The organism is Streptomyces fuscichromogenes, assembly GCF_014645815.1.
In the GTDB taxonomy this organism is placed as follows: Bacteria; Actinomycetota; Actinomycetes; order Streptomycetales; family Streptomycetaceae; genus Streptomyces; species Streptomyces fuscichromogenes.
Genome location: NZ_BMML01000050.1, coordinates 1 through 23,528 on the forward strand (window position 1 = coordinate 1; position 23,528 = coordinate 23,528).

The window sequence follows — 23,528 nt, forward strand, 5'->3', positions numbered from 1 at the left end:
CCGCCGCCGAAGGCCGCCTTGATGGCGATCGGCAGGCCGTGCTCCTCGGCGAACGCCACGACCTCGTCGGCGCCCGAGACCGGGTCCGGGGTACCGGCCACCAGCGGCGCGCCCGCGCGCTGCGCGATGTGCCGGGCGGCCACCTTGTCGCCCAGGTCGCGGATCGCCTGCGGCGGCGGGCCGATCCAGGTCAGACCCGCGTCCAGGACCGCCTGCGCGAACTCCGCGTTCTCGGAGAGGAACCCGTAGCCCGGGTGGACGGCGTCCGCCCCGGACTCGCGCGCCGCGTTGAGGACCTTGCCGATGTCCAGATAACTGGTGGCCGGGGTGTCACCGCCCAGGGCGAACGCCTCATCCGCCGCTCGGACATGCGATGCGTCCCGGTCCGGATCCGCGTAGACGGCCACGCTCGCGATCCCGGCGTCCCGGCAGGCCCGGGCCACGCGGACAGCGATCTCGCCACGGTTGGCGATGAGCACCTTGGTGATCCGGCGGCCGGGGCGCTGGACGGGCGCGGTCATGACGCCCACGTTCCCGGTGGGCGGAAACCGGCGCCCGGATGCCGCCAGAGGGTGGGGGTGAGAAGGCCGGCGGTGTCCGTCCGCTCGTCGGCGGCGCGCAGCCGGGCCGTCAGCAGGACGGCCAGTGCGGCCAGTTCCTCCGGTGTGGGCGTGCCGCGGATCACGCGCAGGGAGGCGGCGGCCAGTTCGGTGGTGCCCGGTGTCCGGGGGTTCACAGCGGGAGGTTGCCGTGCTTGCGGCTGGGCAGGGGGGCGTTCTTGGCGCGGAGCATGGACAGGGCGTCGATGAGCCGGGCGCGGGTGTGGACGGGGTCGATGATGTCGTCGACGAGGCCGCGTTCGGCGGCGTAGTAGGGGTGCATGAGTTCGGTCTGGTATTCCTTGATCTTCTGCGCGCGCATGGCCTCGGGGTCGTCGGCCAGGGCGATGTCCTTGCGGAAGATGACGTTGGCGGCGCCTTCGGCGCCCATGACGGCGATCTCGTTGGAGGGCCAGGCCAGCGTGATGTCGGCGCCGATGGAGCTGGAGTCCATGACGATGTAGGCGCCGCCGTAGGCCTTGCGCAGGATGAGTGAGACGCGGGGCACGGTGGCGTTGCAGTAGGCGTAGAGCAGTTTGGCGCCGTGGCGGATGACGCCGCCGTGTTCCTGTTCGACTCCGGGCAGGAAGCCGGGGACGTCGACCAGGGTCACCAGCGGGATGCTGAAGGCGTCGCAGAACTGGACGAAGCGGGCGGCTTTCTCGGAGGCGTTGATGTCGAGGACGCCGGCGAGGCTGGCCGGCTGGTTGGCGACCACGCCGACGACCTGGCCGCCGAGGCGGGTCAGCGCGCACACGATGTTGGTGGCCCAGCGGCCGTGCACCTCGAAGTACTCGCCGTGGTCGACGATCTCCGCGATCACCTCGCGGATGTCGTAGGCGGCGTTGGGGCGGGAGGGCACCAGGTCGAGCAGGCGTTCGCCGGGGCGGTCGGCGGGGTCGTCCAGGTCTCCGGCGGGGGCGAGTTCGCGGTTGTTGGCCGGGAGCAGCGAGAGCAGGTAGCGCACGTCCTGGAGGCACTCGGTCTCGTCGTCGTAGGCGAATCCCGCGACTCCCGAGTGGGTGGCGTGGCTGTCGGCGCCGCCGAGGCTCTCGTGGCTGACGTGTTCGCCGGTGACGGCCTGGACGACGTCCGGGCCGGTGATGAACATCTGCGAGGTGCCGCGGACCATGAAGACGAAGTCGGTCAGGGCGGGTGAGTAGGCGGCGCCGCCCGCGCAGGGGCCGAGGATCACCGAGATCTGCGGGATGACACCGGAGTTGCGGACGTTGCGGCTGAAGATGCCGCCGTATCCGGCCAGGGCGGTCACGCCCTCCTGGATGCGGGCGCCGGCGCCGTCGCAGAGGCCGACGAGCGGGGCGCCGGCCGCCTGGGCGAGGTCCATCAGCTTGTGGATCTTCTGCGCGTGGGCCTCGCCCAGGGCGCCGCCGAAGATGCGGAAGTCGTGGGCGTAGACGAAGACGGTCCGGCCGTGCACCAGGCCCCAGCCGGTGACCACGCCGTCGGTGTGGGGTTTTTTGTACTCCAGGCCGAAGCCGGTGGCCCGGTGCCTGCGCAGCCCCTCCACCTCGGTGAAGGTGCCCTCGTCGAAGAGCAGTTCGATGCGCTCGCGTGCGGTGAGCTTGCCCTTGGCGTGCTGGGCCCGGGTGGCCTTCTCGCCGGGGCCGTTGACGACCTGGCGCCGCAGGGCGCCCAGTTCGGCCGTGCGCTCCCGCAGCGAGGCGTGACGCGCTTGCGGGACCGCCGGGCTTTGCGTGGGCCGTTCCTCGGTGACGCTCATGCAGACCTCTTTCGGCGCGGTGGATCCCGGGTGATGGGGGTTCGCGGCGCCGAGAGGTTCAGCGGGCGGGCTAAAGGCGGGCTTGCGCGGACTCGGGGACGGGTGCGGGCGGGGTGGCGGGGCGGCGGCGGTGCAGCACGACGAGCCCGCACAGCGCGGCGAGGGCGGGCAGCAGGGTCATGCCGATGACGATGCCGCTCTGGGCGAGGGTGCTCTGGCGGGCCGCCCGTCCGGTGTCGGAGGAGACGTATCCGGTCGCCTGGAGGACGAGGGCGTACAGGAACGGGCCGGTGGCCAGGCCGAGCGACTCGGCCGCGCCGAACAGGCCCGACAGGGTGTTCGCGGGGCGGCCGGTGCGGGTGGCCCCGGCGCACTCCTCGGCGAGCAGGGCGTACAGCGCGAGCAGTTGTCCGGCGTGGCCGGTGCCCACGGCGAAGAGCACCAGGGGGGCGGCGGCGGCCGGCAGGGCCGGGGTCGCGGCCAGCAGGAGGCACCCGGTGGCGAACACCAGGGTGGCCGGGCGCAGCACGGCGTGCGGGCCCAGGCGGCTGCCGCGCCGGGCCCACCAGGGGGTGGTGAGCAGGTTGGGCAGCACGAACGCGGCGACCAGGGCGCCGGTGGCGTTCTTGTCCCCGAGGGCGTGTTCGGCGAAGTAGGGGCCGCCGGCGAGCAGGCAGCCGGTGGCGGCGACCTGGAGGGCGGTGCAGACCGCCAGCGCGGCGAAGCGGGGGGTGGTGCGCAGGGTCGTCCAGGGGTGCGGGGGTGCGGGGCGGGCGGCGGCGGTGGCGGTGGGAGGTGCGGGGCGGGCGGTGGCGGCGGTGGCGCGGACCGCGAGGGTGCCGGTGAGGATGAGGGCGGCACCGGCCAGGCCGGCCCAGCGGTGGCCGGTGACGCCGCCGCCGGTGGCGGCGATGAGGGCGGGGGCGGCGGTGCCGGCGGCCAGGGCGGCGACGGCGATGCCCGCGACCCGGCCGGCGACCAGGACGGTACGGGCCCGCGGGCCGGGCGCGAGCAGTGCGGGCAGTGCCGCGTAGGAGGCGTGGAAGAAGGCGAAGGCGGTGGCGGCGAGGGTGAACGCCGCGGCGGTCCACAGGGCGCCGGAGGTGCCGTGGGCGATGCCGGCGAAGGTCAGGGCGAAGGCGAGGGCGGTGGCGGCGCCGCCGTACAGGAGGTGGCCGGAGCGGCCCGGCGGGCGGCGCGAGCGGTCGCCGAGGCGGCCCGCCCAGGGGGTGACCAGGACATCCGACACCTTCGCCGGAAGGACCACCGCACCGGCCAGTGCCGCCGGGACACCGAGGGTGTCGGTGAGGTACGGCAGCAGGAGCAGTCCGGGCAGGGTGGTGAAGACGCCGGTCACTGCGGATCCGCACGCATATCCGATCGGAATCCGCGCACGAAGGAGGCGCGACACGCTGTTTCTCCCAACACGTGGAGATTCGGGCAAGAGGGCGTGTCCGAGCCTGGGGCCCGCGGGATCGAACACCAGTCGGTGTTTTCCCTGCCGCCGGCCGTCGGCCGCCCGGCTTGGAACGGCGGTGATCGATCATCGGCAAACGGCCGATCCGGATTACCGCGCGGGCCAGGCGGATTGCCGTCGCTTTACCGCCGCCTTACCGCCGCTTTGTCTGCGTGGGCGCATCGTCGCCTGCCGGGAATTTCCCTGACAGGGCACCCGGTTCGCTCCGCGTGGCCATGCGTATCCCGTCCGTGGACGGGGCGCCGGCGGCGGGAGTCCGCGAGTTGTACCGATGAAGGAGGATCTGTGCCGCAGTGGCACGTCGGACCGCAGGACCGGGCCGCCCGGCAGAGCGTGCACGCCGCCGAACTGGCCGTCCTGCTCGAGGAGCTGAGGCTCGCGCACGGCGGGTCCAGGACGGTGGCGCTGAGCGGGGAGCCGTGGATCGGCAAGACCCGGCTGGCCCGGCTGCTGGCCAGGCAGGCGGCGCGCCAGGACTGGGCGGTGGCCTGGGGGCAGCCGGCCCGGGACGGGGCGCCGTATCCGTTCCACCCGCTGGTGGACGCGCTGGACGACTGGGCGGCCGCCGCCGCCCCGGCCGCGCTGGAGCGGCTGGGTGCGGGCCGGGTGCGGGTGCTGGCGCGGCTGCTGCCCGCGCTGGGCGGGGACGCCGAGACCGCTCGGGGGCTGGACGCGCACGCGGTGCCCCGGGTGCTGCGGGCGCTGCTGGAGGTGGTGGCGGGGCCCGGCGGGCTGCTGCTGGTGCTGGACGACGCGCACCGGGCCGGGCCCGAAATGGCGTGGTTCGCCGAGGAACTGGTGCGCCGTCCGCCGTCCGCGGCGGTCCTCACGGTGCTGGTGCACCGGTCGGGACCGGCCGCGCGGGAACTGACGCGGATCGCGGACGAGGACGACGCGGTACGCCGGGTGGTGCTGCGTCCGCTGCCTCGTGCGGCGGCCGGGCAGCTGCTCCCGGCGGGCCTGGACCCGCTCTCCCGCGAGCTGGCGCTGCGGGACGCGGCCGGGGTGCCGGGGCTGCTGAGGGCCCTGGCCACGGCGGCCGGGCCGCCGCGGGACGGCCTCCCCCCGCCCGGCCCGCCGGACGCGGAACGGCCCACGCAGGCGCCGGCACCGTCGGCGCGGCCGCCCCGGGAGCCCGGAGCACCGGCGCGGACGGCCGCACGGGCCGTGCGGCCCGCGCCAGGCGGCGGAGCGGCGGCGCAGGACGCGCGGGACGGCGGGGCGGCGGCAGGCGTGCAGGGGGGTGAGCCGCCGGTGCCGGCGGGCGGGCCGCACGGGCTCGGGGGCCTGCCGCCGGCCTGGGGCGGGGGCCCGCCGGCCCAAGCCGAAAGCCAGGCAGCCCGAGGCAAGGAGCCACCAACCCAAGGCGAGGGCCCGGCAGCCCGAGGCAAGGGGCCGGCGGTCAGGGGCGAGGAGCCGCCAGCCCGAGGCGAAGGCCCGGCAGTCCGAGGCGAGGAGCCACCAACCCAAGCCGAAAGCCAGGCAGTCCGGCGCGAGGAGTCGCCGGGCCGGGGCGGGGGCCAGGGCCCGGTGGTCCGGGGCGGGGAGTCGCCGGGCCGGGGCCGGGGCCCGGTGGTGGGGGGTCGGGGGGACGGCGGGGGGTGTCGGGAGGTGCACGGGGTGTTCGAGTTGGCTGTGGGGGCGGCGGAGTGGGCCGTGGGGGCCGCGCCGCTGGATCTGCGGGCGCTGTCGCCGCTGGCGCGGCGGACGATGACGGCGGCCGCCGTGGTGGGTGATCCGTTCGCCGTCCCGGCGGTGGCGGCCACGGCCGCGCTGCCGGTCGCGGACGTCCTGCGGGCGGTGGACGAACTGCACGGCGAGGGGGTCCTGCGGCCCTGTTCCCGGGCGGGGTGGTTCCGGTTCGCCCGCCCGGTGGTGCGGGCCCTGACGTACCAGGCCGCCGGCCCCGCGGCCCGGCACGTCCTGCGGGAGCGGGCGCTGACCGCGCTGCGGGAACCGGGCGGGCACGGCGGGACGGCCGTCGCCGCGCTGCTGGCGGAGGCCGAGGTGCTGACGGGGCCGCAGGCCGCGCTGCTGGCGGAGCAGGCGCACGCCACGGTGTTCGTCCGGCCCGCGTGGGCCGCACGGGCCGCCCTGCGGGTGGCGCAGCGGCCCGGTGCGCCGCTGTCGGCGCGGCTGCTGCTGTGCCGGGCCCGGGTGGTGGGCGGCCGGTGCGCCGAGGCGGTGGGCGAGTACGCGCGGCTGTGGCCGGGGCCCGGCGGTTTCGGGCCGTCGCCGGCGGTGTGGGCCGAGGCCGCGGTGTGGCGGAGCCGTGCGCTGCGGCTGCTGGGCGCCCGTGCGCAGGCCCGGCGGGCGCTGCGCTCCGGGCCGGCCGAGGAGCGCGCCGTGCTGGCCGCCGCGCACGCCGAACTGGCGGCGCTGCTACTGGAGTCGGGGCCCTCCACGCGTGGTTCCGCGCTGGTGGCGGCGCGCCGGGCGGTGCGTGCCGTGCCGCGCGGTGACGTGGCCGCGCGGGGGCATGCGCTGGCGCTGGTGGCCGCGGCGCACGCGGCGGGCGGGGAGGGGGGCCCGGCCCGGGAGGTGGCCGGGGAGGCGGAACCGCTGCTGTCGGGGCTCGACCGGTGGCAGGCGGCCCCGGTGGTGGAGGCGTGGCGGTGGCTGGGCGAGGCGGCGCTCGCGGGCGGGGACCCGGCCCGTGCCGGGTACTGGTTCGGCGGCGGCCTGGACCTCGCGCTGCATCACGGGCAGCGAAGTCTGCTCGGCCGGCTGGCATTCGGTTTCGCACAGTCCCGGCTGCATTCCGGCGATCCGGTTTCCGCGGTATTCCACTCACGTTTTGCCGCCGCCGAGTTCGAACAGCTCGGGGCATATGCCCACACAGCTGCCTCAAAAGATCTGGAGGGGGTCTGCGAACACGCCTCGCGCCGGCAGGCGGAGGCGAATTCGCAGAATATTCTGAGCTCCCGGGAGCGGGAAGTCGCGATGCTCATAGGGCCGGGTCTCACCAATCAGCAGATCGCGAGCCGGCTGGACATCAGCGTCAAAACCGTGGAGACGTACATGGCCCGTATATTCAAGAAGATGGGCGCGAATTCCCGGGCGCAGGTCGCGTTCCTGATGTCGGGTGCGCCCACTTCGCCGTCCGCCCTCTGAGGGAGCGGTCCGGCGTTCGGGCGCCCGAACGCCGAACGCCCCGCCGCCCGGTCTGCCGGAGCCGGGCGGCGGGGTGCGGGGACGGCGGGCCCGGCGGGGGATCCGGGCGGCCGTCCCCGGGTCGGGATCGTCGCAGAACCCGTTTGAGGACGGCTAAAGGGCTGTCCACACTCATACGGACAGGCGGGCCGGTGGGAACCGGCCCGCCTGTTCAGGTCCATGGTGCCGGGCGGGACTAGCCCCACCGGTCGTCCGACGGCGCGACCGCCGATGCGGCGGAATCCGCTACTCCGGATATCGACGCCGCTGTCCGGTGGTACGGAACACCGGATTCCGAAATCCCCGCATCCAGTGCGACAATGAACCCCGCGGCCGCCAGAAGCCCCGCCGTCGCGATTCTCAGCACAACCCTGCTCATGTCTACCCCCATGTCGACAGTCGATGTGCGGTGCGTGAACAAGACTTGCTCACGAAGCGTTTGCCTCCCAAGGCATTTCTGGTGTCGTAAAGTTGCCTGACAAGAAGTTCTCATCATCACGGGGGAGTGAGCCTGAATGTCTGAAAGTGCCCTCTCTGACCCCGGTTTCGCCACGCTCGACGATGTCGAAGCGAGGGCATACCGCAATGCGGTGTTACTGGGCCGCTATGTACGCGAGGAGATGGCGACCGCGCTGGGGGTCTCCCTGGGAAAGGCGACCCGCATAGAGGAGCGGCTGACCGCGCTCAGCCTGCTGCGCCCCATGCCGGGCGAGCCCGACCTCCTGATGCCGGTGAGCCCGGACGCGGCGGTGGCCGACCTGGTGGGGCCCGCCGAGGGCCGCATCCGTGAGCTCCAGCGGGCCGTCAGCATGGTCCGGCACGAGATGAACACCCTGCGCTCGACGTACTTCGAGGGCCGCCAGCGGCGCAACGCGGCCGAGGCGTTCGACGTGATCAGCGACGTGGAGGCGCTGCAGGCCCTGCTGGACGAGCTGGGCGAACGGTGCCGCAACGAGATGCTCACCGCACAGCCCGGCGGTGCCCGGCCCTCCAACCTGCTGGCCAACGCCCGCCCCAAGGCCCTGCAGCGCCTGCAGCGCGGGGTCCGCATCCGCCACCTCTACCAGCACACCGCCCGCAGCGACCTGGCCACCACCGCGTACGTGCAGGCGGTGACCGAGCACGGCGCGGAGGTGCGCACCACGGACGAGCTGATCGGCCGGCTGCTCATCTACGACCGGGAGGTGGCGTTCCTGCCCGAGCAGCCCGTGGACGACCGGCTGCCGGGCGCGGTGGTGGTCCGCGAGCCGACGCTGGTGGCGTTCCTGTGCCGGCTCTACGAGCATCTGTGGGACGGGGCCACCCAGTTCGCGCCGGGCGGCGAGGACGCCATGGAGATCACCGACGACCTGAAACGGGCCATCGTCAAGCTGATGGCGCAGGGCTACAAGGACGAGCTGGTCGCCCGCCGGCTCGGCATGTCGGTGCGCACCTGCCGCCGGTACATATCCCAGATCATGATGAGTGTCGATGCCACCAGCCGTTTTCAGGCCGGTGTCAACATCTCGCTGATGGGGCTGACGGACCTCCAGTAGTCTCCCGGCCCCTGGCGGTGCCCGCGGGGCACTGGCTGCCAGGGCACTTCCTGCCACCGGCCGGGGCTGGTCCCGCGCCGCGGGCCCCGGCACGCTGGGCGCGGAAAGCGCGTTCGGCCGGCCGGTCACGGCCGAGGAGGGGGAAGGCAGATGGGGGCGTCCCGGCCCGCGCGACCGCAGAGCGGCCGCGGCGGCTATCGCGTCGTGCACCGCCCCCGCTGGCCGCAGCCGGCGCCGCCGGACGGCGACGACCGGATCCAGGAGTTCGTGCTCACCGGTGAACTGCCCGTGGGGCACCCGGTGTTCGACGACGGCTTCGGACGCTTCCACGACCCGCAGGCGGCCTTCACGATGGTCCGGCACCTGGGCGAGGGCATCGGCCAGAGCCACTTCGGCGTTCCGGGCGACCGCGTCGGCGTCTTCTACCGGTTCGGGCTCGACACCTGCGACGTGGGCGCGTGGCGCCGGCTGCCGGGGCCCGGCACCCTCACCGTGCACCTGCGCATCCGGCCGGACAAGATGATCGGCGGTGTCCCCCGGTCGCTGGAGTTCGACACCCGGCTGGCCATCGACGGCGCCGACGCCGGCACCGGTTCGGCGAGCCTGCTGCTGCTCACCCCGGTGCTGCACCGCAGCCACCGGGAGCACAGCCGGGCCGCCGTGCACGCGGCGGTGCCGGGTGCACCGCACGGCGGTGCGGGGGCGCCGGAAGCGGGCACCGCTCCCGACCCCGAGGAGGTCGGGAGGGCCGGCAAGGACAACGTGCTGCTGCACGACCCCGTGGAACTGGGCGGCGACCGGCTGTCGGCCGCCGTGCGCCCGGCCGCCGCCTGGCCGTCCCAGGGCGCCGCGGACGCCGACCTGCCCTCCTCGCTGGCCCTGGAGGCGCTGCGGCAGACGGCGCTGCTGGCCGCCCACCGGCTGCACGGCCTGGACCCGCGGCACAGCACCCCGGCGGCCCTGCACACGCACTTCCGCGGCTACGCCGAGCCCGACGTGGCGATGCGGTGCGCCGCCGTGGCGCAGCCGCCGCGGCAGGACGCCCTGGGGCGCAGGCTGCTGCCGCTGACGCTGACGCTCACCCAGGCCGGCCGGGCCGTGACCGAGGCGACGATCTCCCTGGTCGAGGACCTCTAGCCGACGGCCGGCGGCCGGGCGGGCGGCGGCCGGGCGGGCGGCGCCGTCACTGTTCGAAGACCTCCAGCCACTGGTCCCACTCGGCGTCCAGCGCCTCCTGGACGGCCGCGGCCGCCTCGGCGTCGAGCATGGTGGTGATCTCCGTGTCCAGGGTGCGGCCCAGTCCGGCGTCGTACACGGCGACGCTGACCACGAAGGCCGTGCCGGCGCTGTCCAGGGTGAGGGTGCGCAGCGCCCACTCGTCGCCGGTGCCTGCGGTGCCGTCCGGCCGGTTGACCTGGGTGGGCCGGTTGTCGGGGCCGAACCCGAACTCGGTGAAGCGGAACTGGATGCCCTGGCCGATCGCCTTGCTGTAGGCCTCCTTGAGCGTCCACAGCCGCACCAGGTGCGGGTTGCGCTCCCCCTCCGGGAGCCGGGAGAGCAGCAGCCGCTCGTGCGGGGTGCACATGTGCCGGTCCAGGCCGCGGGAGTAGATGTTGCGGTCGGCGCGTTCGGCGTCCACCCCGATCAGGCCGCGGGTGGTGAGGCCCACCAGGAGCAGGCTGTCGGTGTGGCTGAGGCTGATGTCGATCTGGTCGCAGCCGCGCAGACAGGGCCGTCCGGTGGGGCCGTAGGCCAGTTCCATGTCCCTGGCCTCGGCGCGCAGCGCGGCCGCGGCGGCGTGTTTGAGCAGCCGCCGGGAGGCGGCGTAGCGGCCGCGGATCTCGGGGTGTTCGATGCCCCGGTAGCGGGACCAGTCACGGCCCAGGACCGCCCGCAGTTCGGGGGCGTCCGGGTCGGCGGGGCGCCAGTCGGCCAGCTGCCCGTGGACCACGGCGGTGCCGTAGCGGCGCAGGTCGGCGCGGACCGGGGACCAGTCGGTGCGGTCCGCGGTCACGCCGATCGGGCTGCCGCCCACCGTGTTCATCGCGTGTCGCCCGGACCGCCGGCGGCCAGGGCGTGGATCTCGCGCAGGGAGCGGGCCGCGAGGACGGCGCCGACCGGGACGGCCCGGCCGCTCTCCCGTTCCAGGAGCATGACCAGCCGCAGCAGGTGGACCGAGTCCCACTCCGGCAGGAGGTCGATGTCGGTGCCGGCCTGTTCCTCGGTGAGGTCCAGGCCCAGTTCCTCACGGACCGCGTCGAGGAAGCCGGCGAGGCCGGCCGTCCTGTCAGCACGCATCGGTGTCTCCTTCGAAGTCGGCCCGCACGCTCAGGTGTCCGGGCGGGCCGGGGATCTCGGCGAGGTCGTGCCGGTAGTGCGTCTCCTCGCCGGTGTCCGTGGCGCGGGGCACGAACCCGAGCGACGGGTAGAAGCCGCGGGTGCGTCCGTTGCTGCGGGTGGCCCGGTGGCGGGCGCCGACGGCGCTCAGGCCGCGGTCGCGGGCGTGGGCGAGGAGCGCGCTGACGCAGCCGTGCTCGACGCCGCGGGCCAGCACCCGGCAGCTGAGGAAGAAGTTGTCGATGTGCAGTGCGGCGCCGTCGCGGCGGGCGAGGACGGCGCCGACCAGACCGCTGTCGCCGTAGCGGTCCCGGACCCGTACGGCCAGCGGCAGCTGTCTGGGGTCCGCGCACAGCGCGGCCATCCGCTCCGGCGGGACGCGTTCGCCGGTGAGGTTGAACTGGTTGGTGCGCAGCGACAGCTGGGACATCCGGTGCAGTTCGTGACGGCGGGGCGGGGAGATGTCCAGCTCGATCCCCAGTTCGCGCAGGTACTGCTCGTACGAGCCGCCGGCCTCGCGCAGCCGTGAGCGGTCCGCGGCGGCCCGGTAGTGCCGTACGCGGTGGCGGTCGTCGTCGGTGACCGTGGGGGTGTCGAACCAGCCGTCGGCGAGCAGCCGGTCCACGTGCCGGGCCGGTTCGCGCCCCAGGGGTACGACCGCGGCGCCCGGCACCCGGTGGCGGACCAGGGCGCGTTCGGCGGCGGTGTCGTCGGCGAAGACCAGGGCGTCGGCGGCGATGCCGAGGCGGCCGGCGATGTCGCGCAGCGCGGCGTCCTTGGGCTGCCAGCCGGCCTGGACGCTGACGAAGTCGTCGGCGCGCAGGGTCATGTCCGGGTGGTCGCGCAGCACGCCGGCGACCGGTCCGGGGTCGTTCTTGCTGCTGACGGCGAGCAGGACGCCCTGGGCCGCGAGCTGTTTGGCGACCCGCTGGAGCGCCGCGTACGGCTCGCCGCGCAGGGTGGCGCCGCAGGCGATGCCGTCGGGTCCGTCGTCGCCGAGCACTCCGTCCCACAGGGTGTTGTCGAGGTCGAGGACCAGGCACTTCTTGGTCAGGCCCTGCCGGGCTCTGAGCACGTGCACGGCCTCTCTGGCGAGCGCGGAGAGGATGGCGGGGCTCAGGGCGCTGCGGGCGTAGAGGGCGAGGCGCGGGTCGGTGGCCGGGCCGCTCTCGCCGACCAGCGGGTCCAGGTCGACGACGGTGAGGGCGGGGTGCTCTGCGGTCAGCCGCAGCAGGCGGGCGTTGCACTCGCGCCACACCGCGCCGAGCAGGGCGCGCTGCTGCTGGTCGACGATCTGGTGGGTGAGCCGGCGCGGCAGCGGGAGGGTGGTGAGGACCAGTGCTCCGGTGCCGTCTGCGTGGTGGGCCGCCGCGACGGCGTGCAGCCGGTCCAGGAGCCGGTGCCAGGCCTGTTCGGCGTCGGCCACGGTCCAGGGTGCCCGCAGTTCGTCGTGGACGGCGTCGGCGCCGAGGACGCACAGCGTCAGTTGCGGGCCGCACCGGCGCAGCGGGCTGTCCGGGTCGGTGAGGTCGCGGAGGTAGGCGCCGTGGTCGCCGGTGACGAGGCGGGGCAGCAGGCCGTGCCGGGCGAGTTCGGCGACGAGCGGGTCGGTGAGCTGGGCGGTGCCGGAGTGCCCGGTGACGGCGACGGTCGCCACGGGGGTGTCGGGGTGGTGGGCGAGGACGTCCTGGGGGCGCAGCCGGGCCAGCAGGCCGCCGCAGCGGCGCAGTTCGTCGGCGGTCTCGGCGTCGGGCCGGTCGGCGGTGTCGGTGAGTTCGGCGAGCAGGGCGGCGACCCGGGGGTAGCCGGCGGCCAGCCGTCCCGTGTCGCGCAGGGTGCGCAGTTCCTCCAGGGCCACGGTCATGGCCGGTCCTCCGTCCGCCCGGTCGCGGGCCGCTCCAGGGCGAGTCCGGCCTTGATCCATTTGCTGGACTCGACGACCGCGGCGAGCGCCCGTCCGCCGGGTTCCAGCCGGCCGGCGAGGAGGTCCAGCTGGAGCAGGGGCAGGGCGTTGCCGGTGTTGCCGGTCTCCCGGACGCAGGACACCTCGCGGCTGGCGGCGGGCAGTCCGAGGCCGGCCATGATCCGGTCGGTCATGCGCCCGGAGAGCTGGGGCGGCAGCACATGGCCGATCTGCTGCGGTGCCCAGCCTGAGGCGGCGAGGAGTTCGGCGACGGTCTGCGCGGCCAGGTCGGGTACCTGTGCCTCGATGGCCCGGTAGTCCTCGAAGAGCATCCGGCGTGCCGGGTCGGGGGCGGCGGCCCCGTGCCAGCCGACGATCTGGCCGGGCGGGCGGCCGAGGCCGGCGAAGTGGTGCAGCAGCGCGTGGACGGCGAGGGCGGTGTGGTCCGGGCCGGGGTCCGCGGTGACCACCGCGGCGGCGGCGCCGTCGCCGAACAGCACGTAGTTGACGAGTTCCTGGGCGGGCAGCCGGGCGACGTCCGGCCCGGTGTCCAGGAAGCGGTCGGTGACGTCGCCCGCGACCACCAGGCCGGTGCGGTGTCCCCCGGCCAGCAGCGCGCGGGCCAGGTCCAGTGCCTGGACGGCGCCGGCGCAGCCCGCCTGGAGCTGGTAGGTGGGCAGCAGGGTCAGGCCCAGCCGGTCGGCGGTCTCGTTGGCGGTGGTGGGCAGCAGGGCGTCCGGGGTCGCGGTGGAAAGGACCAGGAAGTCCACGTCGGCCGGTGCGGTCCCGGCGGCGGCCAGGGCCCGGTCGGCCGCCTCGGCGCACAGGTCGGTCAGGGTGTGTGTCACCTTGCCGCTCGCCAGGTCCCGGCCGAAGTGCCGGGTCCGGGTGCCCACGAAGACGTCGATCCAGCTCTCGCTGATGCCGAAGGCGCGGCCGAGTTCGGCGTTGGAGACCGCGTCGCCGGGCAGCGCCCGGCCGGTGCCGCTGATGTGGAACAGCGGGGGCGTGGCGGTGCTCATGCCATGGCCTTCGCGCCGGCCCACTCCTGGACGAACGCGGCGAGCGATCCCACCGAGCGCAGGGCGGGCAGCAGTTGCTGCACGGAGAGCCCGGCGGTGTGCGGCAGGTGCCGTTCGATGCGGTCCTTCAGCTGCATGATCATCACCGAGTCGAAGCCGAGGTCCTCGTAGAACCGGGCCTGGGCGTGGACCTGTTCGGGCGGGTACTCGCCGACCTCGACCACCGCGGCGATCACCGCGGACAGGACCGGGTCGCCCGGGGTGCCGCCCGGCTCCCGGCGGGGCGCGGCGGCGGGCTCCCCGGCCGCGGCCGGGGCCGGGGCCGGGGCTTCGCCGGGCGCGGCCGGGGCGGCGGGCTGCGGGCGGTCCGCGGGGCGGGCGGTCTGCCAGTACCGCCGGGCGTCGGAGAAGACGTAGGGGGCGAGGGGTTCGGCACGGCGGTGCTCCGGCTCGTACAGGGCGTCCCAGTACGGTTCGACTCCGCTGACGTACAGGCCGCCCAGGGCCTCGGCGAGGTCGGCGCCGGTGGCGTCCGGGCCGGGGGCGGGGTGCAGCAGCCGGATGCCGGCCGGCAGGTCGGCGCGTTCGGCCAGGCGCAGCAGGTGCGGGGCCGGGCCGATCTCCACCAGGCAGGTCGGGGCGACCTCGTGGACCAGCGCGGACAGGGCGTCGGCGAACCGTACGGGTTCGACGGCCAGGCCCGCCCAGTAGGCGGCGTCCATGGTCTCGTCGGCGAGGGTGCGGCCGTAGCGGGTGGATGCCAGGACGATGCCGGGGCGGGCGGGTGAGAGGGTCGCGAAGGCGGTGTGGATGCGGTCGGCGACCGCGGCGGCGGCCGGTCCGTGGGCGGGGTGGGCAGAGCGCAGTGCGCGCACGTGCAGTCCGCGTTCGGCCAGGGTCTCGGCGGCCTGCTCCAGCGCCTGGGCGGGGCCGGCGAGGACGAGGTCGCGGGGGCCGTCCAGGGCGGCCGGGAACAGCTCCGGGTGGGCGGTCAGGACGTCCTCGATCTCGGCGCGGGCGCCGCGCACGGCCAGCATGCCGCTCTCGGGCAGGGTGTCGGCGGCGGCCGCGTGGGCGGCGACCAGCCGGGCGGCGTCGGGCAGTTCGAGGACCCCGGCGGCGACGGCCGCCGCGTACTCGCCGGCGCCGTGGCCCAGGACGGCGTCGGGCAGCACCCCGAGCCCGGCCAGGGTCCGGGTGAGCGCGCAGGCGACCGCGAACTGGGCGGGCAGCGCCCAGCGGGTGCGGTGCACGGCCGGGTCGCCGGCGAGGATCAGGTCGCGGACCGACCCGCCGGTGTGCGGGCCGAGCACGTCGTCGACGTCGTCCAGGTGCCTTCGGTAGAGGGGGTGTTCGCGGTAGAGGGCGGCGGTCATGCCGGGTTCCTGGCAGCCGTGCCCGGAGTACAGGAAGCCGACGGCCGCCGGGCGCCAGGTGTGGTCGGCGGCGCTCTCGGGCAGGTGGTCGGCGGCGGCGCGGCGCAGCGTCTCGGCGAGTTCGGCGGTGTCGCGGGCGGTGAACGCGGCCCGGTGGGGCAGTCCGGTCTTGGCCCGGTTGCTGGTCCAGCACACCGCGGCCGCGTCGCCGCGCGGACGGCGGGCGAGCGTCTCGGCCTGGGCGGCGAGGTTGCGGCGCAGCGCCTCGGGGGTGTCCGCGGAGAGCGTGAAGACCCCGGCGGCCGGGTGGCCGCGGCGGGCGGGGCGGGGCCCGCGCGGGGGGCCGGCCAGGACGGCGTGCGCGTTGGTGCCGCCCATGCCGAAACTGCTGACCCCGGCGAACACCTCGCCGGCCGGCAGCCGCACCGGCGCGCTCAGCAGGCTCAGTCCCCTTTCGGCGAGCCGCAGCTGGGGGTTCTCGGCGGTGGCGAAGCGGCTGGCGGGGACGGTGCGGTGGTGCAGGGCGAGGGCCGTCTTGATCAGGCCGGCGATGCCCGCGGCGGCCTCGGTGTGGCCGATGTTGCCCTTCACCGAGCCGATCGCGCAGGGCCGGGTGCGGGGCACGGCGTGCAGTTCGCCGAGGGCGGCGCACTCGATGATGTCGCCGAGGGCGGTCCCGGTGCCGTGCGCCTCGATGAAGCTGATCTGGTCGGCCCGTACCCCGGCCCGGCGGTAGGCGGCGGCCACCACCGCGCGCTGGGACCACTTGTTGGGCGCGGTGACCCCGTTGCTGCGCCCGTCCTGGTTGACGGCGGTGCCCCGGACGACGGCGTACACGCGCTGTCCGTCGGCGAGGGCGTCCTCCAGCCGGCGCAGCACGACCACGCCGGCGCCGTCGCTGCGGCCGATGCCGTCGGCGTCGCGGGAGAACGGCTTGCAGCGGCCGTCGGGGGCCATCAGGCCCATCTGCCGGTAGACCATGCCGAGCGCGGGCGTCAGCACGATGTTGGCGCCGCCCGCCAGCGCGGTCGAGCACTCCCCCGCCAGCAGGGAGTTGACCGCGAGGTGCACGGCCACCAGCGACGAGGAGCAGGCGGTGTCCACCGCGAGGCTGGGGCCCTTGAGGTTGAGGTGGTAGGAGATCCGGTTGGCGGTCATGCCGGCGCTGCTGCCGGCGCCGAGCTGCGGGGTGACGGCCGCGTAGTCGGCCATGTGCAGCTGGGCCCATTCGCTGCCCATCACGCCGATGAAGACGCCGGTGTCGGTGTCGGCCAGCGAGGCCGGGGAGCGGCCGGAGTCCTCCAGGGCCCGCCAGGCGCACTGCAGCAGGAGGCGCTGCTGCGGGTCCATGGCCGCCGCCTCGCGCGGGGCGAGGGTGAAGAAGTCGCTGTCGAAGGCGGCCGCGTCGTCGAGGAAGCCGCCGCGGACGGTGTGGTCGAAGCCGTAGCCGCGCCGGTCGGCGGGGAGCGGGCCGATCGCGTCGCCGCCGCGCATCAAGAGGTCCCAGTAGGCCTCGGCGCCGCGGGCCGCGGGGAAGACGCAGTCCAGGCCGACCACGGCGACGGCGTTCACCGCTGCCACCGGTGTGCGGCGTCCGCCCCGCGGGCCGCGAGGTGTGCCGCCAGTTCACCGACCGTGGGGTGGTCCCAGGCCAGGGAGGGGTCGACGGCGAGCCCGAACTCCTCCTCGATGTCGCCGCACAGGCTCAGGGCGCACACCGAGTCCATGCCGTAGGTGGCGAGCGGCACCGTCGGGTCGATGCTCTCGGGCAGACGGTCCAGGTAGACCGCCAGATGGGCGGTGAGCCACTGGTGCAGCGGGGCCTGCAGGCGCCGCGGCGGTGAGGAGGTCATCCCTGAGGGCTCCTTGTCCTGAGGGTCCGGGCCTGGGTCAGCCCGGGATCGGCATGTTGTAGAGGTCGAAGCTGCGCCGGTCGCCGTAGCGGGCCAGCACCTCCTGGTGGATCCGCGCGGTGCACTGGGCCGGCAGGTCGCAGGCCGGGGTGCCGAGCCGGCCGGCGATCCGGTGCAGGGCGGCCACCGCCCAGGCCGGATCGGCCAGGAAGGGGTCGGGGCCGTCCTGGTTGTGCCGCCACACCCCAAGGACGCAGGCCGCGGCGAGCACCAGGACGTAGCGGTCGGTCAGCGCGAACCAGGCCGGGCTCACCGGGGCGGTGACGTCCAGCGGCGGCAGGGCGAGCACCCGGCCGCGCAGTTCGTGCAGTTCGGCGGTGAGCTGTCCGGCGAGGTGGCGCAGCGCGCGCTGCGCCGCGCCGGTGCCGGTGAGGCAGGCGGCGGTCTCCAGGAGGGTGGCGTTGACGCTGTCGCGGCCGCAGGCCAGGGCGAGGCGGTCGTAGCGGAACGGCGGCATCGGAGCGCCCGGCCTGAACAGTGCGGCGGGGGCCGGGGCGCCGGTGAACCAGGAGGCCTCGGCGAGCGGTCTGAGCTGCGGGATGATCGTGGCCTGGCAGGCGACGGTGCCGGCATGGCCCAGGCTGACCACCGGCACGTCCCTGAGGTGTTTCTGGAAGACGCCGACCGGTCCCTCGCGGGTGTAGATGTGCGCGCCGAGCACGGTCGCCAGGTCGTACATGGTGTCGTTGAGGACGCGCGGCAGCAGCAGTTTGACGGCGGCGGAGTAGACGCTGGTCTCGGCGGGCAGCAGGTGCAGCGCCCGGGTGGCGACCACGGCGAGGCAGTCGTACAGCAGCAGGTTGACGAAGGCGCCCGCGAGGGTGTCCGCGGTGTTCTGCGGGTCGACGGGCCCGGTGCCCGAGCCGCCCGGGCCCTGTCCGCGGTCCACCGCGACGGCGGTGCGCAGCGCGGTGTCCACGGCCGCGGACACCAGGGAGGCCATCAGGGTGCGGCTGACCTGGAAGGAGCGCAGCGCGGTCAGGACGCCGCTGCCCGGCGGGCCCAGCAGGGTGTCCTCGGGGACGGGGCAGGCGTCGAGTTCCACTCCGGCGAAGTAGCAGCCGCGCAGGCCCAGGGCGGGCGGGCGGCGGGTGACCCGGTAGCGGTCGGGGGGCAGGGTGTGCGGGTCGAGCAGGAGCGCGGAGTGCGAGCCGGTGGCGCCCGGGCCGGGTGCGGTGCGGCAGAACAGCACCAGGGCGTCGGCGCGGTGCAGGTTGTTGACGACGGGTTTGCCGCCGGTGACCGACAGCGCGCCGGGCCGGGTCTCGGCTCTGACCTGGCTGCGGACGAAGTCGTTGGTGTGGGCGGTCTCGTGCTGGGCGATGGCCGCCTTGGACCCGCCCAGGAGCAGTCCGGCCAGCCAGTCGCGCTGGCCGGCGCTGCCGTGCATCCACACGTCGGAGGCGGCCATGAACGTGGTCATCCCGTAGCCGGTGCCAAGGCCCACGTCCCGGCGGAACACCGGGCGCATCAGCCGCAGCAGTGTCTCCGCGGAGTCGAAGCGGCCGCCCAGGGCGGCGGGGACGAACTCGCGGTGCATGCCGAAGTCGTCCAGCAGGGCCTCGCCCTCCGCCGAGAGCACGGCGCGCCGGTCGGCCCGCAGCAGGGCCCGGTAGCCGACCGGGTTGCCGGGCGCCTCGGGGTCGCCGAGCAGCGCCTCGACGCGGGCGACCCGGGCCGGGGCGTCGTCGGCCGGGGCGTGCGGCGACCCGGGCGCGGGCAGCAGCGCCGGGCCGCCGGCGTTCACCACGAGAGGCTCCGCGCCGCATCACCGCTGGGCAGGCCGGCGCCCGTGACCAGGGCGCGGACGGCGGGGTCGAGGACCTCGTGCAGCGCGGTCAGCTCGCCGCGCAGGAACAGGCTGCGCATCAGGGTGCGCTGGATCTTGCCGCTGGTGGTGCGGCGCACGGTGCCGGGGCGTACCAGGACGACGTTGCCGGCGGGCACGTCGAAGTGCTGGCCCACCAGGGTCTGGACCCGGCCGGCGAGTGCGCCGAGCCGTTCCTCGTCGGCGTGCGGGGCGCGTATCTCGTGGACGACGACGAGCTGTTCGCGTCCGGCGTCGACGGTGAACACCGCGCCGTGGCCCGCGCCGAGGGCCGTGCTGACCTCGCGGACGGCCCACTCCACGTCCTGCGGGTAGATGTTGCGGCCGTTGAGGATGATGACCTCCTTGGACCGCCCGGTGATGTACAGCTCCCCGTCGTGGACGGCGCCCAGGTCGCCGGTGCGCAGGAAGCCGCCGCCGTGCCCGGCGAGCTGGGCGTGGAAGGTGTGGGCGGTCTCCAGCGGCTGGCGCCAGTAGCCCTGGGCGACGCTGTCGCCGCGCAGCCAGATCTCCCCGACGTGTCCGCCGGGCAGCTCCCGGCCGGTGACCGGGTCGACGATCCGCAGGTCGAAGTCGAGGACCCGTCCGCAGCCGACCAGGGTGCGGGTGATCGTGGTGGTGGCGCTGGCGGGGCGCAGTTCGTCCTGTTCCAGTGCGACGGCGTCCACCGTCAGCCGGCCGGCCGGGCGGCCCGGTTCGCCGCCGGAGACGGCCAGGGTGGCCTCGGCGAGCCCGTAGCCGGGGTAGAGGCTGCGGGCGCGCAGTCCGGCCGGGGCGAAGCGGCGCGCGAAGGCGTCCAGGGTCCGGGCGCGTACCGGTTCGGCGCCGCACAGGGCCAGCCGCCAGCTGGACAGGTCGAGTTCGGCGAGCTGGGCGTCGGTGACGCGGCGGGTGCACAGGTCGTAGCCGAAGTTGGGTCCGCCGCCCACGGTGAGGCCGTACGTGCCGATGGAGCGCAGCCAGCTCGCGGGGCGTTTGATGAAGGAGAGCGAGGACAGCTGCACGCTGAGGGTGCCCAGCCACAGCGGGTGCAGCACATGGGCGATGAGGCCCATGTCGTGGTAGTGCGGCAGCCAGCTGCTGAAGCGGTCCTGGGGCGAGGTGTCCAGCAGCCGGCGCAGTGCGTCCTGGTTGGCCAGCAGGTTGCGGTGGCTGACCATCACGCCGCGCGGTCTGCTGGTCGAGCCGGAGGTGTACTGGAGGAAGGCCAGGTCGTCGGGGCCGGTGCGCGGGGCGGTCCAGGCGCCGGCGGCCGCCCCCTCGGAATCGGTGCCGCTGTCGGTGCCGCTGTCGGTGTCGGTGTCGGTGTCGGTGTCGGTGTCGGTGGCCAGGCAAACCGTTTCGCCTCGGCCGGAGACGGCCAGCCACAGCGAGGTGTCCGCCGCGTGCTCGCAGTCCGTGAGCACCACCCGGGCGCCGGTGTCCTTGAGGATCCCGGAGACCCTCTGCAGCCGTTCGCCGCGGTCGCCCGGCAGCGGGGCGGGCACGGCGACCGCACCGGCGTACAGGCAGCCGGCGAAGGCGACGAGGAAGTCCGGGCCCGGCGGGTACAGCAGCAGCACGGGCTGCCCGTGGGCGCCGTGCTCGCGCAGCCGGACGGCCAGCGCCCGGGCCCGGCGGTCCAGCGCGGCGTAGCTGAGGTGCTGGGGGCCGCCCCGGTCGCGCAGGAAGATCTGGGCGTCCGCGTCGCCGAGTTCGGCGGCCCGGACCTGTATCAGCTCGGTGAAACTCGTGAATGCGGTGGTCAACGTGGGCCCCCTCGTGGCGCGCTGGGAAGCAGGGCAGGGGCTACCCTCCTGCCGACTGGGCCCGGCCATGGTCGGATCACGGGCTAAAGCGGTACTTGCGACACGGCAACTCGTTCGCCCGGATGCGGGGTATGCCTGTCCGATTCCGGGGGTGGCGGTCCGCCTACAGTGAAGCGGCGCGGGACCGGACGTCGGCGTACGCCGCCCTCCCGCGCGACATCCGAGGAAAGCGGGGGAACATGCGTTTTCGGGTACTGGGCCCGTTGGAAGTGACATCGCCCGCCGCGTCCGGGCCGGTCACACCGCGCGCCGCGAAGATCCGCGCGGTGCTCGCCACGCTGCTGGTGTGCGCCAACGAGGTGGTCTCCGTGGACAGCCTCATCGACGAGCTGTGGGGCGAGAACCCGCCGCGCACCGCCACCACCACGCTCCAGGTGTACATCTCGCAGCTGCGCAAGATGCTGCAGGCCTTCGACCCGGAGTTCGGCCGCGAGACCCTGGTGACGCGGCCCCCGGGGTACGCGCTGCACCTGGATCCCGCGCACCTGGACCTGACGGTGTTCGAGGAGCTGCACCACAGCGGCCGGGAGGCGCTGCTGCGCAGGGACCACGCCGCCGCCGCGGACCTCCAGCGCCGGGCACTGGCGCTGTGGCGGGCGCCGCTGGCGTCCGACACCCCGCACGGCGCGCTGCTCGCCCGTACCGCGGTACGGCTGGCCGAGACCCGTTCCGCCGCCCTGGAGCAGCGGGTCCGTGCCGAGCTCCAGCTCGGCCGGCATCTGGACCTGGTGGCGGAACTGCGGTCGATCGTGGCCGAGATGCCGATGCGTGAGGAGTTCCACGCGCTGCTGATGGTGGCGCTGTACCGGTCCGGCCGGCAGGCGGACGCGCTGCGTGTCTTCGCCCAGCTGCGCCGGGCTCTGGTGGAGGAGCTGGCCATCGAGCCGGGCAGCCGGATCCAGCAGCTCCACCAGCGGATCCTGGCCGGGGACGGCGAGCTGCTGCGGTCCCCGGCGGTGCCCGCGCCGGTGCCGGCGGTGGTGCCCGGGCCCCGGACCGTGCCGGGCGGGCCGGGCACGCAGCAGCTGCCCGCCCGTGACCCGGCGTTCGCCGGCCGCACCGAGGACCTGGACCGGCTGGGCGTCCTGCTGCGCGACGTGCCGGCCGGGGGCTGTGTCGCCGTCGCCGGTGCGGCCGGTGTCGGCAAGACCGCGCTGGCCGTGGCCGCCGCGCACGAGCTGGACGCCCGTTTCCCCGACGGCCGGGTCTTCGTCGAGCTGACCGATCCCGACCCGGCCTCGCCGGTGGGCGCGCTGAGGGAGCTGCTGGGCCGGCTCGGGGTGTCCGGTCCGCTCCCCTCGGACCTGGGCGAACTGCGGTCCCTGCTGCGGCGGTCGACCGAGGGCCGGCGGGTTCTGCTGGTGCTGGACGGAAGCGGTTGCGCGGAGCTGATACGGCCGCTGCTGCCCGCGACCTCGGGCAGCACCGCCCTCGTCACCTGCCGGCGGGTCCCGGCCGGGCTGACCGACCGGGTCCTGGAACTGAACGTGCTGCCCCCCGACGAGGCACGGGAGCTGTTCGTCGCGGCGGCGGGCCGCCGGGTCCCGCTGCGCGGCGCGGAGGCCCAGGTGCGGGAGGTGGCCGAGCTGTGCGGCGGACTGCCGCTGGCCCTGCGGGCGGCGGCCGCCCGCCTGGCCTCGCGTCCCCACTGGGGGCCGAAGATGCTGGCCGCGCGGCTGCGCGACGAACGCCGCCGGCTGCCCGAACTGACCGCCGCCGCCCCCGGGTTCCACGACCGGCTGCGGTCCTCCTACGAGGAGGCCCCGCCGGATCTGCGCCGCGCCTTCCGGCTGCTGGGACTGCTGCCCGCCGGGCCGTTCGGCCCCCGGACCGCCGCCGCGGTCCTCGGCGAGAACCCCGCCCGAACCGGCACGGTCCTGCGGGACCTGGTCGAGGCGCGGCTGCTGCACCGGGTCGCCGACGGGCCCACCCGGGGCACCCACCACCGGCTGCACGACCTGTGGCGGCTGCTCGCCCGGGAGTGCCTGGCGAACGAGACCCCGCAGCCCGCGTTACGGGCGGCGACCGCCCGGATGGCGGCCGGCTTCACCGAACAGGCGCTGGCGGCGGACTCCGCGGCGGAGGTGGCCGGGCTGCCCGCGCTGGAGTGGTTCGCGCTGCACCAGGACGGGCTGGTGGAGGTCGTACAGGCCTGTCACGCGGCGGGGCTGTGGGCGCAGAGCGTCCGGCTCGCCGACGCCATGACCGGGATGCTGGAGGCGCGTGCCGCGTGGGAGGCGTGGGAGGCGTGCCACGGGCTGGCGCTGGACGCGGCGCGCCGGCTGGAGGACCTCGCCGCCGAGGCCCGGCTGCTGCGCTCGCTGGGTGACCTGGCCTGGCAGCGCCGCGAGCTCACGGCGGCGGCCGAGTACTACGAAGGGGCGCTGCTGACCGCCGACGCGGCCCCGGCGCTCGCCGAACGCGGGCGCGCGCTGGTCGGTCTGGCCGATCTCCAGCTGGACACCGGCGGGTTCGAGGGGGCGGCGGCCCTGCTCTCGCCCGCACTCGACGCGGTGAGCGGGCATCCCCGCGGCCGCTACGAGGCACACCGGGCCCTGGGCCTGCTGGCCCTGGAGACCGGCCGCCCCGCGGAGGCGGAGGGGCACTTCACCCAGTGCCTCGACACGGCGGGGGCCCTGGGCGACACCCGCCTGGAGTCCTTCGCCCGCCGCTGCCTCTCCCGTGCCCGGGGCGGTGCCCCCGCCCCGGCGGGCTGGACGGAGCTGCGCCCGGGGGTGTGGCGTCTGGCGGCGGCCCCGGCCTGAGCGCCCGGCCGGTGCGCAGGCCTCCCTTTAGCGGGGGGCGGGTTGATGCGCGGTGAGTCCTCGGTGGGCGT

At 75.4% G+C, this 23,528-nt stretch carries 16 protein-coding genes; 4 read left to right on the forward strand and 12 right to left on the reverse strand.

Going from position 1 to position 23,528, the window contains the following annotated elements:
• From IEZ11_RS48465 to IEZ11_RS48480, 4 genes are all read right to left on the reverse strand, one after another.
• Positions 1 to 488: biotin carboxylase N-terminal domain-containing protein (locus IEZ11_RS48465; protein WP_308426608.1), on the reverse strand; the 488-nt coding region annotated here is incomplete at its 3' end.
• A 29-nt stretch (positions 489 to 517) separates the two neighbouring features.
• Positions 518 to 736 (reverse strand): acyl-CoA carboxylase epsilon subunit, encoded by a 219-nt coding sequence (locus IEZ11_RS48470; protein ID WP_189269512.1) that lies wholly within the window; start codon positions 734 to 736, stop codon positions 518 to 520.
• The gene (locus tag IEZ11_RS48475; protein WP_189269513.1) at positions 733 to 2,340 is read right to left on the reverse strand and encodes an acyl-CoA carboxylase subunit beta; all 1,608 of its coding nucleotides are present in this window, start codon (positions 2,338 to 2,340) and stop codon (positions 733 to 735) included. Before IEZ11_RS48475 ends, IEZ11_RS48470 begins: the two co-directional genes overlap by 4 nt.
• A gap of 70 nt (positions 2,341 to 2,410) precedes the next feature.
• Complete coding sequence (locus tag IEZ11_RS48480) at positions 2,411 to 3,823, reverse strand: MFS transporter (protein ID WP_308426607.1); 1,413 nt, start codon at positions 3,821 to 3,823, stop codon at positions 2,411 to 2,413.
• Between the two features lie 279 nt (positions 3,824 to 4,102).
• Between IEZ11_RS48480 and IEZ11_RS48485 the strand changes: the two genes are divergently transcribed.
• The 3 genes from IEZ11_RS48485 (at position 4,103) to IEZ11_RS48495 (ending at position 9,642) form a co-directional block, all read left to right on the forward strand.
• Positions 4,103 to 6,931, forward strand: coding sequence for a helix-turn-helix transcriptional regulator (locus tag IEZ11_RS48485; RefSeq protein ID WP_189269515.1), 2,829 nt, complete (start codon positions 4,103 to 4,105; stop codon positions 6,929 to 6,931).
• A gap of 554 nt (positions 6,932 to 7,485) precedes the next feature.
• Positions 7,486 to 8,505: a hypothetical protein gene (locus tag IEZ11_RS48490; RefSeq protein WP_229713940.1), complete on the forward strand. Its 1,020-nt coding sequence runs from the start codon at positions 7,486 to 7,488 to the stop codon at positions 8,503 to 8,505.
• Positions 8,506 to 8,655: 150 nt separating this feature from the next.
• A complete protein-coding gene (locus tag IEZ11_RS48495; RefSeq protein ID WP_189269516.1) occupies positions 8,656 to 9,642 on the forward strand; it encodes an AfsA-related hotdog domain-containing protein in 987 nt (328 codons plus the stop codon).
• Positions 9,643 to 9,688: 46 nt separating this feature from the next.
• On the opposite strand, the gene IEZ11_RS48500 is transcribed toward IEZ11_RS48495, so the two are convergent.
• Genes IEZ11_RS48500 through IEZ11_RS48535 form a run of 8 tightly spaced genes read right to left on the reverse strand, consistent with a single transcriptional unit; the run spans position 9,689 to position 20,632 of the window.
• Positions 9,689 to 10,549: a 4'-phosphopantetheinyl transferase family protein gene (locus IEZ11_RS48500; RefSeq protein ID WP_189269517.1), complete on the reverse strand. Its 861-nt coding sequence runs from the start codon at positions 10,547 to 10,549 to the stop codon at positions 9,689 to 9,691.
• Positions 10,546 to 10,803, reverse strand: a complete 258-nt coding sequence (locus tag IEZ11_RS48505) for an acyl carrier protein (RefSeq protein ID WP_189269518.1) — start codon at positions 10,801 to 10,803, stop codon at positions 10,546 to 10,548. Before IEZ11_RS48505 ends, IEZ11_RS48500 begins: the two co-directional genes overlap by 4 nt.
• Entirely contained in the window at positions 10,793 to 12,706 is a 1,914-nt protein-coding gene (locus IEZ11_RS48510) for an HAD-IIIC family phosphatase (protein WP_189269519.1), read from the reverse strand. The genes IEZ11_RS48505 and IEZ11_RS48510 overlap by 11 nt, the downstream gene beginning before the upstream one ends.
• Positions 12,703 to 13,767 carry a 3-oxoacyl-[acyl-carrier-protein] synthase III C-terminal domain-containing protein gene (locus IEZ11_RS48515; protein ID WP_189269520.1) on the reverse strand — a complete coding sequence of 355 codons (1,065 nt, stop codon included), beginning with the start codon at positions 13,765 to 13,767 and terminating at the stop codon, positions 12,703 to 12,705. Before IEZ11_RS48515 ends, IEZ11_RS48510 begins: the two co-directional genes overlap by 4 nt.
• Positions 13,764 to 16,715 (reverse strand): type I polyketide synthase, encoded by a 2,952-nt coding sequence (locus IEZ11_RS48520; protein ID WP_189269530.1) that lies wholly within the window; start codon positions 16,713 to 16,715, stop codon positions 13,764 to 13,766. Before IEZ11_RS48520 ends, IEZ11_RS48515 begins: the two co-directional genes overlap by 4 nt.
• Complete coding sequence (locus IEZ11_RS48525; RefSeq protein ID WP_189269521.1) at positions 16,712 to 16,996, reverse strand: acyl carrier protein; 285 nt, start codon at positions 16,994 to 16,996, stop codon at positions 16,712 to 16,714. The genes IEZ11_RS48520 and IEZ11_RS48525 overlap by 4 nt, the downstream gene beginning before the upstream one ends.
• A gap of 37 nt (positions 16,997 to 17,033) precedes the next feature.
• On the reverse strand, positions 17,034 to 18,806 hold the full coding sequence (locus IEZ11_RS48530) for an acyl-CoA dehydrogenase family protein (protein ID WP_189269522.1): 1,773 nt from the start codon (positions 18,804 to 18,806) through the stop codon (positions 17,034 to 17,036).
• Positions 18,800 to 20,632 (reverse strand): fatty acyl-AMP ligase, encoded by a 1,833-nt coding sequence (locus IEZ11_RS48535; protein ID WP_229713942.1) that lies wholly within the window; start codon positions 20,630 to 20,632, stop codon positions 18,800 to 18,802. Before IEZ11_RS48535 ends, IEZ11_RS48530 begins: the two co-directional genes overlap by 7 nt.
• Before the next feature lie 239 nt (positions 20,633 to 20,871).
• Between IEZ11_RS48535 and IEZ11_RS48540 the strand changes: the two genes are divergently transcribed.
• Positions 20,872 to 23,457, forward strand: coding sequence for an AfsR/SARP family transcriptional regulator (locus tag IEZ11_RS48540; RefSeq protein WP_189269524.1), 2,586 nt, complete (start codon positions 20,872 to 20,874; stop codon positions 23,455 to 23,457).
• The last annotated feature ends 71 nt before the right edge of the window (positions 23,458 to 23,528 follow it).

Excerpts from the sequence above, each read along its gene's own strand:
- IEZ11_RS48495 (WP_189269516.1), top strand. The coding sequence starts at position 8,656 with ATGGGGGCGTCCCGGCCCGCGCGACCGCAGAGCGGCCGCGGCGGCTAT.
- IEZ11_RS48540 (WP_189269524.1), top strand. The coding sequence starts at position 20,872 with ATGCGTTTTCGGGTACTGGGCCCGTTGGAAGTGACATCGCCCGCCGCG.
- IEZ11_RS48510 (WP_189269519.1), bottom strand. The coding sequence starts at position 12,706 with ATGACCGTGGCCCTGGAGGAACTGCGCACCCTGCGCGACACGGGACGG.
- IEZ11_RS48505 (WP_189269518.1), bottom strand. The coding sequence starts at position 10,803 with ATGCGTGCTGACAGGACGGCCGGCCTCGCCGGCTTCCTCGACGCGGTC.
- IEZ11_RS48490 (WP_229713940.1), top strand. The coding sequence starts at position 7,486 with ATGTCTGAAAGTGCCCTCTCTGACCCCGGTTTCGCCACGCTCGACGAT.
- IEZ11_RS48475 (WP_189269513.1), bottom strand. The coding sequence starts at position 2,340 with ATGAGCGTCACCGAGGAACGGCCCACGCAAAGCCCGGCGGTCCCGCAA.
- IEZ11_RS48515 (WP_189269520.1), bottom strand. The coding sequence starts at position 13,767 with ATGAGCACCGCCACGCCCCCGCTGTTCCACATCAGCGGCACCGGCCGG.
- IEZ11_RS48525 (WP_189269521.1), bottom strand. The coding sequence starts at position 16,996 with ATGACCTCCTCACCGCCGCGGCGCCTGCAGGCCCCGCTGCACCAGTGG.
- IEZ11_RS48500 (WP_189269517.1), bottom strand. The coding sequence starts at position 10,549 with ATGAACACGGTGGGCGGCAGCCCGATCGGCGTGACCGCGGACCGCACC.